Consider the following 18,823-nt stretch of genomic DNA (forward strand, 5'->3'; position numbering starts at 1 on the left):
AGGCTACAGAGTATCAGTCGTGCTTGTACGACCATGTCAGGACTTGTCCCTCTTTGCTACTATCAATGGGTGAAACAGCGGGTAGTCGAGTGTTGTGAAAGCAGTGAGATACGGGCCTGTCTACCTGAAAACGACGAGGGGCTTCCTACAGAGTAGGAAGCCCCTCAATCAGACATCAGCAAGTTGAAACTTACTTGCCGCCCTTGTCCTTCTTGCCCTCATCGCCGAAGGTGTCGGCATGGCCGCCCTTCTTCTCTTCCTTTGGCTTATCACCGAAGGTCTCATCGACATGGCCATCCTTCTTCTTCTTCTCTTCAGCCATCACAACATGGCCGCCCTTCTTCTCTTCCTTTGGCTTGTCGCCGGCGAACGCCGGTGCGCTGAAGGTGACTGCCACTGCCACTGCCATCACTGCCATCAACATGCTCTTCATTATAAGAACCCCCTTATAAGAGTTTAGAAGAATGTGTGCCGTTCATTGGCACTTGAGGAGGTATACAGCAAAGGTGATGCCGTTCCTGGCTCCTTCTCACATGAGACCAAGAGTAGCGATGAATCAGTAAGTTAGAAAATCTTTCTCATGAACGCTCGAATGGTTCTTCCTACAGGGGACTGTAGCAGAATAGTCGGGATCGAGCTAAACCGCCTCAGTTCATGGGTGTGGACTGGGAGCTGCCGTGGTGGGCGGATGTTCCCAAACCCAGAAAGAATTGGATGAGACATGCCAAGTAGTCGATTTGAACGAGAGGGGAGCTCCGGTCTTGCGACCACGAGGTGATGATGAAGTCCGTGAGGCGAAATACGATATATGCGTATTCCTATTAATATGGATTCTAGAGAGACATCTTGCGGAGTGAAGTGGTGTGTGCCCTAGCCGCCTGAAATCACCGGTCTGATTTCAATCTGGTCCTGATCGAAGAGCAACTCATCCTCGGTCACCAATTCATCTCCTCGAATAACGAGGTGTGCTTCGACGACCAAGTTCAACTCTCTCAGGAGATCCTTGGCTCGTTTCGGACCTTTGATCGTGATTGATCGTGAAGGGTGGCTCAGTTGGACCTGCATACTCTAATAATACGAGTAACTGGGATCAAGGGGCAAGAGGAGATGCGCGTGCACATGAGCTGTTCGTGGAAGCCGAAGTCGCTTAGCATAGAGCCGACAGCTTGCTTTTGGCGTAGGCCAGTCCTTCTTCCAATGTTGCAAATTCTCCATCTAACTGTGCTTCGAAACAGTCATCCAGCAATCGGCCCATGTCCGGTCCAGGCTGAACGCCGAGTTCCAACAGATGACGGCCCATCACGAGGGGGAGCGGGACCTGCCGATCTACGGCCAGCGATGTGGCGCGGGTCAGGAGCCAGTCTCCAGCAGGGAATCCATCGAACGGTTTCGGTGGACGGCCTGCATGATCGGCCCGAGCGACACGGACCAAACGATCGATGCGAGTGACCTGTCTCGCGAGACGTCGGATTGCACTGTCGGAGGCCCGAACATCAAAGAGTGCGCGGGGACGGAGGTGGCACTGTACGAGGGGGATGACGTCATCCATCACGTCTGGTTGGTTGGTCAGTCGCTCGAGAAAGGTTTTCGTCGGCTCGGTTCCTTCCGATTCATGTCCTCGAGAGGTGATGTGCTCACCGTCGTTCTTCGTCGTCGCCGGTTTCCCGAAGTCATGGCAGAGGATACCCAATCCCACGATCAGATCGTCACGTTCATGGCCTGTGCGTTCTGCTGCAAACCAGTCCAAACAGTGGAGGGTGTGAATCCAGACATCGCCTTCCGGGTGCCAGCGAGGATCCTGAGGGCAGCCTTGAAGTGCTGCGAGTTCCGGATAGAAGCGGAGCCAGCCGCATTGGTCTAAAAAGTGGAGCCCAAGAGAGGGCTTTCGACTCAGAAGGAGAAACTTCTTCCATTCTTCCCACAGCCGCTCACTCGGCTGCCCTTCCTGCGACAAGGTTCGGCAGAGTGCAATCGTCTCTGGTACCACGTTGAGCTCGAAGCGGGCCGCGAGGTGCATAGCTCGGAGTACCCGCAAGGGATCCTCCACGAACTGATGTGAGGCGTGGCGTAACCGACCAGCCGCGAGGTCTTCTCGACCATTGAAGGGATCACGGAGCTCCCTCGTGTCAGGATCCCAGGCCATGGCGTTGATCGTAAAATCACGTCGCGCCAGTGCCTCGTCGATCGGCATGTCGGGATCGGTTTGTCGCAGCAGGCCAGGAATCGATGTGCTCTCGCCGGTGTGGAGGCGGGAGGGAATAGAGATGTCGACAGGAAGCCCCTGGAGTTTGAATACGGTGAAGGCCTTGCCTACGAATTGGACGGAGTACTGTTCAGACAGTAAGGTATGAAGCTGTCCTGCTGGGAGACCGGTGACTTCCAGATCCAGATCACGGGGCTGTCGCCCTAGGACGAGGTCGCGAACAGTTCCGCCCACTACCCAGGTTCTGCCGCCCATTCCACGGACGCGTTCTTCAAGACGGCGGAGGAGGCCTGCAAGGGCCGGATCCTCTAGGCGGAAGCGGGTCGGCACTTAGATCCCTGCTTCACGGAGAAACTTGGCCGATTCTTCCGGCGAGACCGGATTGATGTAGAACCCTGTTCCCCATTCGAAGCCGGCGACTTGCGTCAGTTTGGGAATAATCTCGAGGTGCCAGTGGTAGTAATCCCCGGTTTTTTCATGCAAGGGAGAACTATGGAGGATGAAGTTGTAGTGTGGGCGTGCCAACACTTTGTCCATACGACGCAACGATTCTGAAAGGATCGGGGCGAGAAACTCGAATTGAGACTTCTGACTTTCCTCGAAGTATGCCGCATGACGCTTGGGTAGGATCCACATCTCGAACGGAAAACGCGGCGCGAACGGAGTCACACAGAGGAACTCGGGGTTTTCTGCCACGACCCGTTCTCCATCGGACAGGTCTTGCCGGAGGATATCACAGTAGATGCACCGTTCCTTTTTCTGATAATGCTGGTGGCACCCATCCAGCTCTTCCTGGACACTGGTCGGGATGATCGGGAGGGCAATCAGTTGGGAATGGCTGTGTTCCAATGTGGCCCCGGCGGAAGATCCATGGTTCTTGAAAATCAAGATATAGCGGAACCGCAGATCTTTGCGCAGATCCAGTATCCGGTCGCGATAGGCCCATAGCATATCCTCGATTCGCTTCGTCGGCATCTCGGCAAGGCCTTCGACATGCGTCGGAGTTTCAATGATGACTTCATGCGCACCGATCCCGTTCATCCGATCGTAGAGACCGATGCCTTCGCGTCCCATCTCGCCTTCCACCTGGAGTGCGGGAAACTTGTTGGGGACGACCCGTACGGTCCAATTTGGGGTGTTGGGAGCTGCCGGTTGTGGCCGATAGGCCATGATTTCTTTCGGGGTCAAGCGTTCTTGTCCGGGACAAAACGGGCAAAGCGACGCGGCATTCGTTCGAGCCGATTGAGGGGTGATGAAATCATGGGGGCGGCCGCTGCGTTCCGTTGAAATAATCACCCAGCGACCGACTATCGGATCACGTCGTAGATCGGGCATCTGTTTCCTCCTAGTTAGATAAGGGGTGAAGGGTAAGGGGTGAGGCGAAAGAAGCTGACTGAGACCAGCTGAAGGCCACCGAACTTCTTCTCACCCCTGACGCCTCACTCTTTACTCCTTACCATCATGCATCACACTCTCCACATTCCTGCTTCAAAGTCCGGTCCCGGCACGGTAAGCACGGCGGGACGCTGGCTGGGGTACCGGGCCACTTCGAGGCCATGTTCTTGCACCGCGATTGAAAGCTGAATCGTCTGTCCTGTTTCCAGATCAAGGTCCTTCCAGGGGATCGCCAACTCCAAGACGGTCTGTGCGTGAATCGACTGACGGGAACCGACTGTTTGCCAGGTATCCGTTGTCGTCCGGCGAGACAATTGAAATTCGCCTGGGCCTGACAAGGAGAGAGGAAACGTGAGTCGATACTTGGATTGTAGGCCTTGGAACACGATCTCGACGTCGAAACCGTCTTTCTTAAGATTGGTCTCATCGACGTCGAATCGCATGACAAACTGATCGAGGTTCCAGCCGAAGCGGATGGCCGTGAAGATCCCATCGGCCTTCCACATGGCTCCGAGGGGCGGCTGGGTACTGATAGTGCCCGCTCCTCGCCATTCAAAGAAGTTGGTGACCCTACCGTCGATGGTGGGTGTGAGAAGACCGACTGGCTGTTGAACCATCTCGGAATCAAACGGCATCCCTTTCGCGCAGATTGCTTGGTTGAGTTGGTCTGGAGGCGGGAGGCCCATGTGCGTCCAGACATTGCGGAGATGCGTTCGGAAGAGGCGATCGAATTCGGGCTTGAAGTCGGTGTCGAAATCGTCACCGTACCACCAGAACCAGTCACTTCCTTCTGCGGCGTACAGCTCACGCCAGGCGGCTTGAGCACGATCAGGCGGAAGACTCGTCACACGATCCAGCAGTTGCGTGCGAGTGTGCCCAAGCAGGTCCCACCCACGATTGTCTTCTTGGTGTCCGATCCAAATCTTATAATCGGAATTGATCCAGGAACCTGAATGAAGTGCGGAGAGGTGCTGTGTGGGCGGCATCGAGGCCAGCGCGGTGGAGACGGTTGAAGAGTGGACCGTCAGTTGTCCGGCCTGATCCAATGCATGGTGCGTCAGGCTTTCATAGAGAAGCGAGAGGAATTGTTCGCCTCCGTCGTGGTAATGTTCCCAAGGATTTTCACCGTCCAATACAATGGCAATGAGGAGTCGTTCTTGAGGGCTGTCTTGGATGATTCCTTGCAACCGTCGCGTGACGTCCTCGGCAGCCGCTTCCGGCGTCGTCTTGTGATACACGAATCCAAAGGCATCGGAGATCTCACGGTCGCGGAACAGGATGGCCAGGGATTGGCCGGCCTCACCGATGTGGTACGGTTGATACAGGGCGGATGATCGCTGCCATGGCTGACCGCCCATTGCGAGGGATCGAGCCAGAATGCCTTCGTCGGTGGCTAACCAGCGCAGGCCTACTTGATGGACAAGCGGAAGCATCTCGGGACAGACCGATCCTTCTGACGGCCACAGGCCGGATGGAGGCTGCCCGAACGTCTGTTGATGAAAGAGGACAGCCTCTCGGAGCTGCGCCTCTGCATCGTCCTGGGCCCGGAATCTGGCCGGCAAGGGGAGGTCTGGTCTGGCGCGACGGGTGATGTCGGTGTCGATGACTAACGGCAGAATCGGATGAAAGAAGGGAGTCGTGGTGAGCTCGATTTGTCCCCGTTCCATGAGTCGCCGGTACAACGGGACAATCTCTTGGACCGCTGTACGCTGCAGTGCGAGAACCTCCTGTTTTTCATCCTCGGTGAAGCCACGATTTTTCTGGCGCAGCTCAGCCAGGCGAGGATACCGTCGGATGGTGCCGTATCCGAACCAGGCCAGGTTGTGCCAAATTTGAAGATCCAAGAGTTCTTGTGTTGAAAACTGACGGGCGATCCGAGGAAGATCGTGATCACTGACCTCCAACCCTCGTTTGACGAGCAACTCATGGTATCGGGGATAGGGACGAACCATGGTCGCCCAATTGGCGGAAAAGAAATGCCGAACCAAAAAAGCCTTTTCTTCGAGCATGAGCTCTGCCGCTGGTCGTTGGGCGTGTTCGAGAAACAGGTCGAGCACCGCTCCGGTTCCAATCTCTTGTAACTGGAGGAGCAACGATGGGGTAAAGTTGAATGTCGCGTGTACCTCTGGAAATTGTTGGAGTACATAGGCCATATCATAGTAGGCCTTGGTCGCATGGAGGCGTACCCACGGCATACTGGCCGATGCGGTTACCGGGTCCGTGTAGTAGGGCTGGTGCATGTGCCAGAAAAAACAGATGTGGACCTGCTTCATCGCGGCCGATTCCTTTCGTTTTTTGAGTATGTCATAGGGGGTATAGGCATGCAATCTGCGGAGAGGTTTTTGGAGACGTGGAGCACTGGGGAAATGATATGAAATGTTTTCTGCATTCGTGGGGGCCGGTTTGTGCGTATACTGCGCTTATTTTCTACATGTCGTCGCAGTCGCACCCTGAAGAACAGGTGCCGTTCGTCACTCACTTCAGTGATAAAGTCTTACATGCCGTTGAATATGCGGTGTTGGGTGCTCTGTGTTACCGGGCTTTTTACGCGACTTCGCGGGAGGGCTGGCGACGGCAGGCGATGCTGTTGGCCATCGTCTTCACATCGTTGTATGGAGTCAGCGACGAAATCCATCAAGCCTTCGTTCCGTTTCGAGAGTCTAGTTGGCTCGATTGGGTGGCCGATACAATCGGTGGAGCAATCGGGGCAGGTGTCATGCATCGGGTACTGAGTCTGCGACCGATGAATTCCGTTCCAGAAACCTCACCCTGAAGCCAGCTGAACAATACAGCATTCGTGACAAGCTGCCGGATGCCCGCTATACTCAGCGAGATATGGTCACGGGCAATCAGACTTCTCCCAAGATACAGTTAGCATCTCCAGATCCTGCCGTCCTGGCCGATGCGATCGCGATAAAATTGCGGCCGGGTCTTGGCCTGCAGACCACCACGTCGTTGGCCGGTGATGCCTCCAACCGACGGTATTTTCGTGCAACCCTGACGGGAGGGCCGCCGCATTCTGTCATCGTGATGCAGCTTGCTGAGCCGGAAGGGTTCAAACAGTCCGAGGAGGCGGTCAGTGGAACGGCACATCAGATTGCGGAATTGCCGTTTATCAATATCCGGTCTCATTTGGCCGGAGTACAGGTCCCCGTGCCGACACTCTACTATTATGATCAGTCGGCAGGACTCCTGTATCTGGAAGATTTCGGCGATGTGACCTTAGCGGATGCCGTGAGTCGTGCCGATCAGGCTCAGGTGAAGTCGCTTTACAGGCAGGCTATTGACGTGCTCGTGCAGATGCAGATCAACGTTACCAAGGCGAATGATCGCACCTGTCTTGCGTTTCATCGTGGGTTTGATGCTCCGTTACTGATGTGGGAGTTTGAGCACTTTCTGGAGTATGGAGTCGAGGTGCGGAACGGCAACCCGTTGGCCGATGTCGATGCGGAGGCTATTCGGGGAGTGTTCAAGAATATTGCCGATCAGTTAGCCGGTCAACCGCAGATCTTTACGCATCGTGATTATCATTCCCGTAACCTGATGGTCGACGGAACACGACTTGGTGTGATCGACTTTCAAGATGCGTTGATGGGGCCGGCCACCTACGACTTGGCGTCACTGGTGCGGGATGCCTACATCCAACTCGATGAGGCGTTGGTCGATGAATTAGTGGAGTACTATCAGGACCAAATGACCGACCAAGGTGTCGGAGGTATCGATCGAGCGGCCTTCCGCCGCCTGTTTGATCTCACGAGTGTCCAGCGAAATCTGAAGGCAGCCGGTCGGTTCGTTTACATCGATCGCATCAAGGGCAATCCGAAGTTTTTGGCGGATATCCCTCGTGTCCTGAGTTACGTCAAACGGAATCTTGAAAAATATCGGGAGTTGGAACCGCTCCGGAAGCATCTCGCTCCATATGTGCCTGAATTGCAATAGAGGACTGAGGGATGAGGACTGAGGACTGAGCATCGAATTATTGACTCAGCACTCAGCACTCAGTCCCCAGCACTAGATCCTGTGAGAGCCATGATTCTAGCGGCTGGTCTGGGGACTCGCCTCAGGCCGTTGACGAACACAATTCCTAAGCCGTTACTCCCGATTGCCGGTACCCCGCTCATTGTCTGGAATTTATTGCTGCTGAAGCGGCATGGATTTCACCACGTCGTCATCAATTTGCATTATCTCGGGCCAATGATCGAGCAGGCGTTGGGCGACGGTTCGAAGTTCGGGATGCGGATCATCTACTCCCATGAACCGATCATCCTCGGAACCGGCGGAGGCATCAAGAAGGCCGAGCCATATTTTTCAGGAGAACCGGTGTTGATCCTGAACGCGGATACGTTGGTCGAACTCGATCTCGAAGCCTTGCGGGACTTTCATCGCTCGCGAGGAGCGGCGGCGACCTTGGCCTTGCGGGAAGATCAGGATGCCGAGCGCTGGGGCTTGGTCGAGGTGGGAGAGCAGGATCGGATCGTGCGGATCACGGGGCGAGGAGTCAGAGAGGCTACGACGATCGCACGGCGTATGTTTGCAGGGATTCACATCCTTCATCCCCGGCTGTTGCAGCAAGTGCCGAAGGGGGTTGTGTCCTCAATCATTGATCCCTACGTGGCGGCTATCGAACAGGGAGAACCCGTACTTGGCTATGATCTTCACGGATACTGGTCGGACATCGGAACGACCGAACGCTATACACAGGCGGAGCACGATGCCCGTTCCGGGCGGATTCGATTGGAAGAACGTTCCCCTCACGGTATATCTCACTAATCACCAGACTCGTCAACAGTGTGCTGTTTGGCCGAGTCCGCCGTGCCGCTTAGACTTTTTGATGTTTGAGGAGGCGTGCGAGATAAGTGCGCTGGAGTTTGAGCGACTCGGCTGCTTTGGTTTGATTGCCCTCGGCCCGTTCCATGGCGCGTGTGATGATGTACCGGCTGTGCTCCTCCATGGACTCATGGTAGGGCAGGTCGAGGTAGGATTGTAGCGCGTCCTCCTCGTTCTGACGGAGATCTCCATCATCTGATAGGAGTGCCAGCATGTCCGGCTCGATCGTGTCTTTGGGGCTGAGGACGACGGCTCGGGCGATGACGTTGTCCAATTCGCGGATATTGCCGGGCCATGGGTATCGGGTTAACGCCTCCACGGCAGCCGGACTGAGGACCATCCCGGTGCGCTTAGCATCTCGCGTGTGTCGCTCCAAGAAGAATTGTGCAAGCGCGGGAACATCTCCCTGGCGCTCACGGAGTGGTGGGAGCGTCAGCGTGACGACATTGAGACGAAAGTACAGATCTTCCCGAAACTGCCCCGTCTTGACGGCCTGCCGAAGGTCCCTATTGGTGGCGGCGATGATGCGGATGTTGACTGATACGGTTTTGGATCCACCGACGCGTTGGAACTCCCGGTCTTGAAGTACACGGAGCAGCTTGGCCTGCAGGGTGAGCGGCATATCCCCAATTTCGTCGAGGAAGACCGTACCACCATCGGCCATTTCCAGTTTGCCCTTTTGCTGCCGATCCGCTCCAGTGAATGCCCCGCGTTCATGGCCGAAGAGTTCATTCTCGAGGAGTGTCTCGGTCAACGCCACACAGTTAATGACGATGAGCGGCATGGCACAACGAGGACTCCACTGATGAATCGAGCGTGCAAAGAGTTCTTTCCCCGTCCCACTCTCACCTAGCAGTAACACCCCGGCATCGGATTTGGCGGCTCGCTGTGCTGCTTCAACGACGGAGCGGATCGATGGGCTGTTGCCTACGATATTCGCATAACGACCGTCAACCTCAGAGCGGAGATAAGCAACGTGTCGTCGGAGTGTGTCCCGCTCCAGCGCTTTACGGATGACGATGAGGAGATGGTCATTGTCGAGAGGCTTGGTCAGAAAGTCGTACGCGCCTTCTTTCATGGCTTCGACGGCGGCCTGAATGGAAGCATGCGCGGTCATTACGATGACCGGAGGGCTGTCCGCTGGTTTCATCTGAGCTAAGCGCTTGAGCACATCAAGGCCGGAGAGTTTGGGTAACGTCAGGTCCAGCAGGACGAGGTGAGGCGACTCATGCACAATGAGATCAAGAGCCTGCTGTCCATCAAGTGCGGTAACGGTCTTGTATCCGGAGGCCTGCAGTCGATCCTCCAGCATCAGTACGATGTCTGGATCGTCGTCAACGATGAGAATCTTTGCGTTCATACATCAGACGTGAGGTGTGATGGGTCAAACGTGAAGCAACGATGCTGTTGTATGCTCGTGCGGACAACCCCTCACTGCCCACTCACCACCCTTCACTGACCGCCCATGACATTGATGACGAGCCCGGTCAACGGTTTCGGATAGAAATACGTGGACTTGTGCGGCATGCGTTCTCCCGCCGCTGCGACGGCCTGGACTTCGCTGACTTTGGTCGCGTTCAGCAACAAGGCTCCGGTCCCTGTTCCACGGTACACCCAATCGAGGGCCTCAAGGTCATCCTTGGTGTAGAGAATCGCCTCCTGCTCCTGTTGGGTTCGGCAGAGTTTGGTGACGATGAGCTGCTGCAGCAGGGAGACGTCGAGTTTAGTGCGAGGTGAAGCCGTTGCGGAAGGCCGATGACTCGGCTTCAGCGTGAGGGTCACGTATCGAGGATCCCCTTGTCTTGCCAGGCCAAACACCGGCGCCTTCGTCCCTTCCGTCCGTAGGCTGGTGAGGAATTGTGTGCAAATCTGGTGGCGTGAGGATGGGGTAAAGGGAAATTCTCGAAACTCAAACACGTCGCCCAGCATTTGCTTGATCTGTTCAAACGGAGGTAACGGAGTGGTGGTGACCCGGTGTGTGGGTAACACCGTCAATCCTGGATCCTCAAGCGGGGCGAGCAGCATGAGGACTGAGTCGTAGGGCTGCGGGCCTGTCGGCGTAGAGGCCTGTTGTCGCCGGAGTTTTTGATAATTCAACGCCGTTTCATAGCGGTGGTGGCCGTCAGCAATGAACAGCGGCTTGCTCTGCATGGCCTCGGTGATCTGTTTCAGCACGCGGTTGTCGGTGACAGTCCACAGGCGTTCTCGACAACCGGCCTCGTCCTGGAAGTCATAGCAGGCTGGTTTGCCGTTTGTCTCGGTTTCCAAAAGCTGGATAATGATTCCCTGTGGATCGGAGTACAGCGACCAGATTGGGCTGAAATTCGCTCGACAGGCCTCAATGAGATTCAGCCGATCGGTCTTCGCTGCCGCACGCGTGTTCTCATGAGGATAGATGTGCCCGGAGTCCAGCGCCTCCAGTTTGACCAATGCCAGGAATCCACGCAGCACTTTCGTGGGAGCGTCGGGAGCTGAGTAGGGTGGACGATATTCGATTGTGTGGTAATAGATGGTCGGTTGCGCATCACGCTTGAGGATCCCTTCCGTGATCCAGCTTTGGAGCGTTGCAGCCGCACGGGTATAGCGGTTGTGCGTCGCACTGTCACCGGGCTGGTCGAGCCCTAGTTCCATGCGGATGATATTGTGGGGATGTTGGTCATGGAGCTGTTTCTGTCCGGCTGCATCGATAATATCGTATGGTGGGGCGATGACCTCCGTGATTGCTCCGACGAGCGTCTGATCGTACCGCAGACCGTGGAACGGAAAAACCTGTGACATGAGCAACTCCCTGGCAATGTCGTGTTCGTAACAGCGACGCCGGTTTGATGGTTACAGGAGAGAGCGGGGTCCTTTCGCCCGACGCCGTGCCGCTCCCACGGCCTGGCGTTGTTCCGATTGGCGGGAAGACTGTTACCGGTCTCGGGTAATCATATAGTCCGCAGCGACGGATAGGGCGCGTCGCGCCGTACTATCCTCGAAGCAGTCCAGTTCATCCTTCGCGGCCGTGATGTATGCGCGGGCGCGATCCATGGCATAGGTAATCGACCCGAAATTGGCCATCAGTGACAGAATGCGCTCCAAATCCGTCGTGCTCAGTGTTCGCGTTTCCATGCGATCTTTGATCATCTGACGGTCCTGTTCGGAGCATTGCTGTAACAAATGCAGCAGCGGCAGCGTCGCCTTTCCCTGTCGGAGGTCCTGCCCGATCGTTTTGCCGAGTGATTCGCCGTTTGCAATGTAATCCAGCGTGTCATCTGCCACTTGGAAGGCGATGCCGAGATATTGGCCGAAGCGAAACAGCGCGTCCTGTTGCGGTTCGGATGCTTCGGCGAGAATGGCTCCCATGCGGCACGCCGCTGCAATCAATCCCGCCGTCTTGTGTTCGACGATCTTGATGTAATCGATCTCGGGCATGGAGGGATTTCCGTTATAGTAGAGCTGCAACACTTCCCCCTCTGCCATCTTCTTGCAGGCTTCGGCGAGGACTTCATTAATCCCCTGACTCTGAAATTCGACGACCTTACACATCGCTTTCGTATAGAGGTAGTCGCCGACTAGAATACTGATTTGGTTTCCCCACACCTTGCGCGCGGTTCGTCTTCCCCTCCGGAGATCGGCATCATCCACCACATCGTCGTGCAAGAGGGTAGCCGTATGGATGAATTCAACGATACTGCCAAGTTGGTGATGCTCAGCTCCGGTATATCCACAGAGGCGGGCGGAGAGGAGCAAGAGGAGAGGCCTGACCCGTTTCCCTCCGCCGCTCAGGATGTGTGCGGCGACGGTATTGACCAAGGTCACGCTGGAATCGAGGTTCTTCCGTACGCGATCCTCCACTCCGTCCAGCTCACTTCGATAGGACTCCCACACATCCGACATGTTGTGCAGGGTCGCGATGACTGGACCTTGTGTCATGCGGCGGATGGTATGGCAGCCAAGGAAATAAAGTCAAGCAAATGAAAGGGGTATAGGGCCAACGCAATCTTGACAGAGGAAGGACCCATCCAGTAAGTTCCCATCACGGTAACCCATGTGGGTGAGGTCCACCCTGGATACGGATGGGAGGGTGTGTCCACCCAGGGGTGTTTCCTTGCTCCGTTCCTCACACCATAATATAGAAAAACGTCCATTGTTTGAACGAGATAGATCTATGAATATTCCCGGATTTCCAAACCGACAGGGGCTCTACGATCCTCAACATGAGAAGGATTCCTGTGGGATTGGTTTTGTCGTCAACATCAAAGGGAAGAAATCCCATGACATTGTCCGTAAGGGACTCCAAGTTTTAGAGAATTTGACACACCGAGGGGCTCAGGGTGCTGATGCTCATACCGGAGACGGAGCAGGGATTCTGCTACAGATTCCTCACGCGTTTTTGAAGCGGGTTGCGGGTGATACGGGTGTGGTATTGCCTGAGGTGGGTGAGTACGGAGTCGGTCAGCTGTTTCTGCCTCCCACTACCGACTCCCGACGGCTCTGCGAGAAGGTATTCACTGAGATCATTGCAGAGGAAGGTCTGCGCCTGCTTGGTTGGCGTGATGTGCCGGTCAAGAGCGATCAGATCGGTGCTCTTGCACGAACGACCGAGCCGTTCATGCGGCAAGTCTTCATCGCGCGAGATGCGTTCAACGAAACGCAGTTTGAGCGAAAGCTGTATGTGGTTCGCAAACGAGTTGAAAAGGCTGTGGCAGAGTCGGCCATTCAAGGGCGAGAGCACTTCTATGTTCCGAGCTTGTCCGCCAACACCATCGTCTATAAGGGGTTGTTGTTGCCGCATCAAATGGCGGCCTACTATCAGGATCTCACCGATGAACGGATGGTAAGCGCCCTCGCGCTTGTGCACTCGCGCTTCAGCACCAATACGTTTCCCACCTGGCCGCGGGCCCATCCCTATCGGTATGTGTGCCATAACGGCGAGATCAATACGCTCAAGGGGAACGTCAATTGGATGAAGGCGCGCCAAGGCCGGCTTCATTCGGAGCTCTTCGGGAAGGACATGGAAAAGCTTTTTCCCATCGTCTCCGAGGATCAAAGCGACTCAGCCTGTTTGGACAACGCTCTGGAGTTCTTGCTGCTTGGCGGCCGTTCGCTGCCGCATGCCATGATGATGCTGATTCCCGAACCATGGGTGGCGAATCCTCAGATGGATCTGGATCGCCGTGGGTTCTATCAATATCATGCGGCCATGATGGAGCCGTGGGACGGGCCTGCGGCTGTATGCTTCACCGACGGGAAATTGATCGGCGCCACGTTGGATCGAAATGGACTGCGCCCCTGCCGGTATCACGTGACGACCGACGGGCTCGTGGTCCTCGCATCGGAGGCCGGCGTCTTGCCGGCTGACGCAAAAGAGATTCGGATGAAGGGCCGACTCCAACCAGGACGAATGTTCCTCGTCGATACGGTGCAGGGCCGCATCATCGATGACGAAGAGATTAAGGCCGGTATCGTCGGGCGCAAACCCTATCGTAGTTGGGTCACGCAGTACGGTGTCTCACTGGACGAGTTGCCGGACCCGCTGAACGTTCCCCAGCCGGATCACCCGACGATTCGCCAGCGGCAGCAGGCCTTTGGGTACACGGTCGAAGAACTGAAGATGGTCATCACGCCGATGATCGTGACGGGCGAAGAAGCGATCTCCTCGATGGGGACCGATACTCCGTTGGCGGTGCTGTCCGATCGGCCTCAACTCCTGTTCAAGTACTTTAAGCAGCTCTTTGCACAGGTCACGAATCCGCCGATCGACCCGATTCGGGAACAGCTCGTGATGTCGCTGGTGACCAACATCGGTCCGAAGCCGAACTTGATGGATGAATCGCCTGAGTCTTGCCGCCGCATTAAGGTGCAGCAGCCGATTCTGACGAACGCCGATTTGCAAAAGATCCGCGGTATTTCGGACCCGCACTTCAAAAGCAAGACGCTCAGGATGTTATTCCGCGTCGCTGAAGGTCCGGATGGGCTTGGTGAGGCGGTCGATGATCTTTGCAAACAGGCCTCGCATGCCATCAAGGAAGGGTACAAGTTCCTGATTCTGAGCGATCGTGGTGTGAACGAGGAGTGGGCACCGATCCCAAGTTTGGTCGGTATTTCTGCCGTCCACCACCATCTGGTTCGGGAGTGTACAAGAACCGAAGTAGGGTTGATCTTGGAAACGGGCGAGCCACGTGATGTGCATCAGTTCGCCTGTTTGATCGGGTACGGTGCCGGGACGATCAACCCGTATCTTGTGTTTGAATCGCTCGTCGATATGGAACGTGACAATTACCTACCCGAAGGGCTCGACGCGCAGACGGCGGAAGGAAAATTCATCAAGGCGATCAACAAGGGCCTGCTCAAGATCTTCTCAAAAATGGGAATCTCTACCGTGCAGTCCTACTGCGGTGCACAGATCTTCGAGGCGATCGGGTTGAATCGCGAGCTCATTGACCGTTATTTCACAGGAACCCCATCGCGCGTGGAAGGGGTCGGGATCCGCGAAATAGGCGAAGAGACACTGCGTCGCCACCGCGTAGCCTATGAGCCGGCGGCTATCCGCCAGCTCGATTTCGGGGGCGAGATTCACTATCGCATCCAGGGTGAGCATCATAACTGGAATCCGGAGACGATCTACAAGCTACAACATGCCAGCCGCTCAAACGACCCGAAGACGTACGCGGAGTTTGCGCAGGTCGTGAACGATGAGGGCAAGCGGCGCTCGAACCTGCGTGGGCTGCTGGACTTCAAGTTCGATCCTCAGCCCATTCCGATTGAAGAAGTGGAATCGGCGAAGGAAATTGTGAAGCGCTTCAACACCGGCGCCATGTCTTTCGGTTCGATCAGCAAAGAAGCGCATGAAACTCTTGCAATCGCGATGAATCGGCTTGGCGGCAAGAGCAATACGGGCGAAGGAGGGGAAGATCCAGAGCGGTTCCGCCCCTTGCCGAACGGCGATTCCAAGAATAGTTACATTAAGCAGGTAGCGTCGGCCCGATTCGGAGTCACGGCGCATTATCTTGTGAATGCGCGGGAACTGCAGATCAAGATGGCACAGGGGGCCAAACCGGGAGAAGGTGGTCAGTTGCCCGGTCATAAGGTGGACGAGAACATCGCCCGCTTTCGCTATGCCACACCTGGCGTGCAACTGATCTCGCCTCCGCCTCATCACGACATCTATTCGATCGAGGATTTGGCCCAGTTGATTTTTGACCTGAAAAATTCCAACCCTGATGCCGGTGTCTCGGTGAAGTTGGTATCGGAGGTCGGTGTCGGGACGGTGGCGGCCGGTGTCGCGAAGGCCCATGCAGACAAAGTCCTCATCAGCGGAGATTCCGGTGGGACAGGTGCGTCGCCGCTCTCATCCATTAAATACGCAGGTATCCCTTGGGAGCTTGGGTTGGCAGAGACGCACCAGACATTGGTGCTCAACGACCTGCGAGGGCGTATCCGTGTTGAAACAGATGGCCAGATGAAGACCGGCAGAGACGTGGTCATCGCCACGCTGCTTGGCGCAGAAGAATACGGATTCGCGACGGCCCCGCTGATTGTCGAAGGCTGCATCATGATGCGCAAGTGCCATCTGAACACCTGCCCTGTCGGGATTGCGACGCAAGATCCTGAACTACGCAAGAAGTTCAACGGCAAGCCGGAACATATCGTCAACTACCTGTTCTTTGTTGCAGAAGAGGCACGGCAGTTGATGGCGAAGCTTGGTTTCAGAACGATCAACGAAATGGTCGGGCGTGTCGATAAGCTGAAGATCACCAAAGCGGTCGACCACTGGAAGGCCAAGGGACTTGATCTGACGCCGCTACTGACGGCGCCTGATGTCTCTGTGGATGTGCCGCGGTATTGCGTGCAGAAGCAGGATCATGGGCTTGCCGATATTCTCGATAATAAGCTCGTCGAACTCTGTAAAGCTGCGATCGAGGTGGGCGAGAAGGTCACGGTTGAACTGCCGATCAGAAATATCAACCGGACGACCGGTACAGTGCTCTCCAGTAAAGTTGCGAAAAAGTACGGGCCTGAGGGGTTGCCGGAAGACACGATTTCAATCAAGTTTTCCGGCTCGGCTGGTCAATCGTTTGGGGCCTTTTTGGCGAAAGGCATCACGCTTACGCTTGAGGGAGAGTCCAACGACTACATTGGGAAGGGGCTGTCCGGCGGGAAGATCATCGTCTTTCCACCCAAGAACATCCTCTATAGTCCTGAAGAGACGATTTTGATCGGCAATACCTCGCTCTATGGGGCCACACAAGGCGAGGCCTATTTCTATGGAATGGCGGGCGAGCGGTTTGCCGTGCGGAACAGCGGAGCGCAGACCGTGGTCGAAGGGACAGGCGATCACGGTTGTGAATATATGACGGGTGGCGTGGTGGTCGTCCTCGGTATGACCGGTCGCAATTTTGCAGCCGGGATGTCCGGAGGAGTGGCGTTCGTCTTGGACGATACAGGGACGTTCCAGAGTCGCTGTAATACGGGAATGGTCGAACTGGAGACGTTGACCACGAAAGAAGACAAGCAACTGCTCCATGGGTTGCTCACCAAACACTTTATGTACACCGGGAGCCGCAAGGCCAAGCAAGTGCTTGATGCGTTCGAGGCCACGGTACCAAAGTTTGTGAAGGTGATGCCGGTTGATTACAAACGCGTCATTGAGGAGCGGAAGCGGAAAGCGAGTGCAGTCCACTAGCTGGTATGAAGTGAAAAGTTAGAGGTAAGGGGTTAGAAGAGAAGAAGATGGGTGATCCGAAAGGTTTCATGAAATACGCCCGCGAGGGCCCGAAGCGTAAGCCAATCGAGCTGCGTGTGCTTGATTGGAAGGAGATGTACGAGCCGATCCCCGAGGATAAGCTGAAGACTCAGGGCGCCCGCTGTATGGACTGTGGTGTGCCGTTTTGCCAGGGCCATACCGGTTGTCCCGTTGTGAACCTGATCCCGGAGTGGAACGATCTCGTCTATCGCGGCCGTTGGAATGATGCGCTGAAGGCGCTCCACACCACGAATAATTTCCCTGAGTTCACGGGACGTCTCTGCCCGGCCCCCTGTGAAGGAGCCTGTGTGCTTGGGATTAACCAAGATCCGGTCTCGATCCGCGTCATTGAATGGAACATCATTGATCGGGGCTTCAACGAAGGGTTTGTCACGCCGATCGTGTCGGTTGTGAACACCGGCAAGACTGTGGCGATCGTCGGTTCCGGTCCGGCTGGGTTGGCCGCCGCCCAGCAATTGGCTCGGGCCGGCCATGATGTGACGGTGTTCGAAAAGTCTGATCGGATCGGCGGCTTGCTTCGCTACGGTATTCCCGACTTCAAGATGGAAAAGTGGGTGATCGACCGCCGTCTGGAACAGATGAAGGCTGAAGGGGTGAAGTTCCAAACCGGTGTCGCTGTCGGCAAAGACATCACCGGCGAACAGTTGCGGAAACAGTTTGATGCGGTTGGGTTGACCATGGGAGCCGAGATGGCCCGTGAGCTACCGATCCCTGGGAGAGAATTGAAGGGTGTGCATCTGGCGATGGAATATTTGACCCAGCAGAATAAGCGTACGGCCGGCATTCCGATCACCGACGAGCCGATCACCGCAAAGGGGAAACGCGTTGTTATCATCGGCGGCGGTGATACAGGGTCGGACTGTCTCGGTACGGCACATCGCCAAGGGTGCGTAGAAGCCCATCAATTCGAATTGCTGCCGGAACCTCCACCGCAGCGAGCCGAGTCGACTCCCTGGCCCCTCTGGCCCATGCAGCTCCGTACGTCCCATGCGCATGAAGAAGGCTGTGACCGGCAATGGAGTGTGTCCACGACGAAGTTCTCCGGCCACGACGGGCACGTGACCAAACTGCATGCGAATCGCGTGAAATTCGAGAATGGCAAGTTCGCGCCTGTTCCTAACAGTGACTTTGATATGAATGTCGATTTGGTGCTGCTCGCCATGGGCTTCACCGGTCCCGTTAGGAATGGTTTGCTCGACAGCCTCGGTGTGAAATATGACGCACGTGGCACGGTGGCCGTCGATGAGAACTTTATGAGCAATCTCGACGGCGTCTTTGCCGGTGGCGACACCAAACGTGGTGCCTCACTTATCGTCTGGGCCATCGCCGAAGGCCGCAAAATGGCAGCGGGCATTGATAAGTATCTGCAAGCGGGGAAGTCGGCGAAGAAGGCTGCCATTTAACGGAATCTGTTTCAAAGACAGATTTGCGCAGTCATACTCCTGGGATATCGACTCAGTTCGCAACAAGGAGTAGTGGCCGTATTGTGGCGGATGAATCATTTTCTTCATTAGGCCCGCTTCCCCACCCATCCGAAAATACTGATTCAGAAACACTTCTCCAAGGGGCCCTAGCAGCTACACCTACGCAGTGGATAGCTTTGTCGGAAGAGACGCTCTAACTTGCCTATACCATCGGGGCCCTAAAGC

Annotated in this window: 13 protein-coding genes; 5 read left to right on the forward strand and 8 right to left on the reverse strand. The window is 55.8% G+C overall.

Translation table 11 applies throughout. The features are described from left to right. Window positions 1-190: 190 nt before the first annotated feature. The 5 genes from ACMTNU_RS09720 to ACMTNU_RS09740 form a co-directional block, all read right to left on the reverse strand. The gene (locus ACMTNU_RS09720) at window positions 191-418 is read right to left on the reverse strand and encodes a hypothetical protein (protein WP_413935045.1); all 228 of its coding nucleotides are present in this window, start codon (window positions 416-418) and stop codon (window positions 191-193) included. A gap of 452 nt (window positions 419-870) precedes the next feature. Beyond that, window positions 871-1,065, reverse strand: coding sequence for a MoaD/ThiS family protein (locus ACMTNU_RS09725; protein ID WP_413935046.1), 195 nt, complete (start codon window positions 1,063-1,065; stop codon window positions 871-873). 82 nt (window positions 1,066-1,147) lie between these two features. Continuing rightward, window positions 1,148-2,533, reverse strand: a complete 1,386-nt coding sequence (locus tag ACMTNU_RS09730) for a CCA tRNA nucleotidyltransferase (RefSeq protein WP_413935047.1) — start codon at window positions 2,531-2,533, stop codon at window positions 1,148-1,150. Beyond that, entirely contained in the window at window positions 2,534-3,538 is a 1,005-nt protein-coding gene (gene galT, locus ACMTNU_RS09735; RefSeq protein WP_413935048.1) for a galactose-1-phosphate uridylyltransferase, read from the reverse strand. A gap of 131 nt (window positions 3,539-3,669) precedes the next feature. Beyond that, window positions 3,670-5,871, reverse strand: a complete 2,202-nt coding sequence (locus tag ACMTNU_RS09740) for a glycoside hydrolase family 57 protein (protein WP_413935049.1) — start codon at window positions 5,869-5,871, stop codon at window positions 3,670-3,672. A 98-nt stretch (window positions 5,872-5,969) separates the two neighbouring features. Here ACMTNU_RS09740 and ACMTNU_RS09745 point away from each other — a divergent pair, with 98 nt between their 5' ends. The 3 genes from ACMTNU_RS09745 (at window position 5,970) to ACMTNU_RS09755 (ending at window position 8,368) form a co-directional block, all read left to right on the forward strand. Continuing rightward, window positions 5,970-6,371 (forward strand): VanZ family protein, encoded by a 402-nt coding sequence (locus ACMTNU_RS09745; RefSeq protein ID WP_413935050.1) that lies wholly within the window; start codon window positions 5,970-5,972, stop codon window positions 6,369-6,371. 62 nt (window positions 6,372-6,433) lie between these two features. Beyond that, window positions 6,434-7,537, forward strand: coding sequence for an aminoglycoside phosphotransferase family protein (locus tag ACMTNU_RS09750; protein WP_413935051.1), 1,104 nt, complete (start codon window positions 6,434-6,436; stop codon window positions 7,535-7,537). Window positions 7,538-7,627: 90 nt separating this feature from the next. Beyond that, window positions 7,628-8,368, forward strand: coding sequence for a nucleotidyltransferase family protein (locus tag ACMTNU_RS09755; RefSeq protein WP_413935052.1), 741 nt, complete (start codon window positions 7,628-7,630; stop codon window positions 8,366-8,368). A 49-nt stretch (window positions 8,369-8,417) separates the two neighbouring features. Here ACMTNU_RS09755 and ACMTNU_RS09760 read toward each other — a convergent pair whose 3' ends face one another. From ACMTNU_RS09760 to ACMTNU_RS09770, 3 genes are all read right to left on the reverse strand, one after another. Then, window positions 8,418-9,785: a sigma-54-dependent transcriptional regulator gene (locus ACMTNU_RS09760; protein WP_413935053.1), complete on the reverse strand. Its 1,368-nt coding sequence runs from the start codon at window positions 9,783-9,785 to the stop codon at window positions 8,418-8,420. 92 nt (window positions 9,786-9,877) lie between these two features. After that, window positions 9,878-11,203, reverse strand: coding sequence for a DUF1015 domain-containing protein (locus tag ACMTNU_RS09765; protein ID WP_413935054.1), 1,326 nt, complete (start codon window positions 11,201-11,203; stop codon window positions 9,878-9,880). A gap of 132 nt (window positions 11,204-11,335) precedes the next feature. After that, entirely contained in the window at window positions 11,336-12,340 is a 1,005-nt protein-coding gene (locus ACMTNU_RS09770; RefSeq protein ID WP_413935055.1) for a polyprenyl synthetase family protein, read from the reverse strand. 235 nt (window positions 12,341-12,575) lie between these two features. Between ACMTNU_RS09770 and gltB the strand changes: the two genes are divergently transcribed. Together gltB and ACMTNU_RS09780 are read left to right on the forward strand one after the other, a co-directional pair. Next, window positions 12,576-17,093 carry a glutamate synthase large subunit gene (gltB, locus tag ACMTNU_RS09775; protein ID WP_413935056.1) on the forward strand — a complete coding sequence of 1,506 codons (4,518 nt, stop codon included), beginning with the start codon at window positions 12,576-12,578 and terminating at the stop codon, window positions 17,091-17,093. A 47-nt stretch (window positions 17,094-17,140) separates the two neighbouring features. Then, window positions 17,141-18,577 (forward strand): glutamate synthase subunit beta, encoded by a 1,437-nt coding sequence (locus ACMTNU_RS09780; RefSeq protein WP_413935057.1) that lies wholly within the window; start codon window positions 17,141-17,143, stop codon window positions 18,575-18,577. Window positions 18,578-18,823: the final 246 nt, after the last annotated feature.

Origin of the sequence: Nitrospira sp. BLG_1, from assembly GCF_047338595.1 — a bacterium.
Taxonomy (GTDB): domain Bacteria; phylum Nitrospirota; class Nitrospiria; order Nitrospirales; family Nitrospiraceae; genus Nitrospira_D.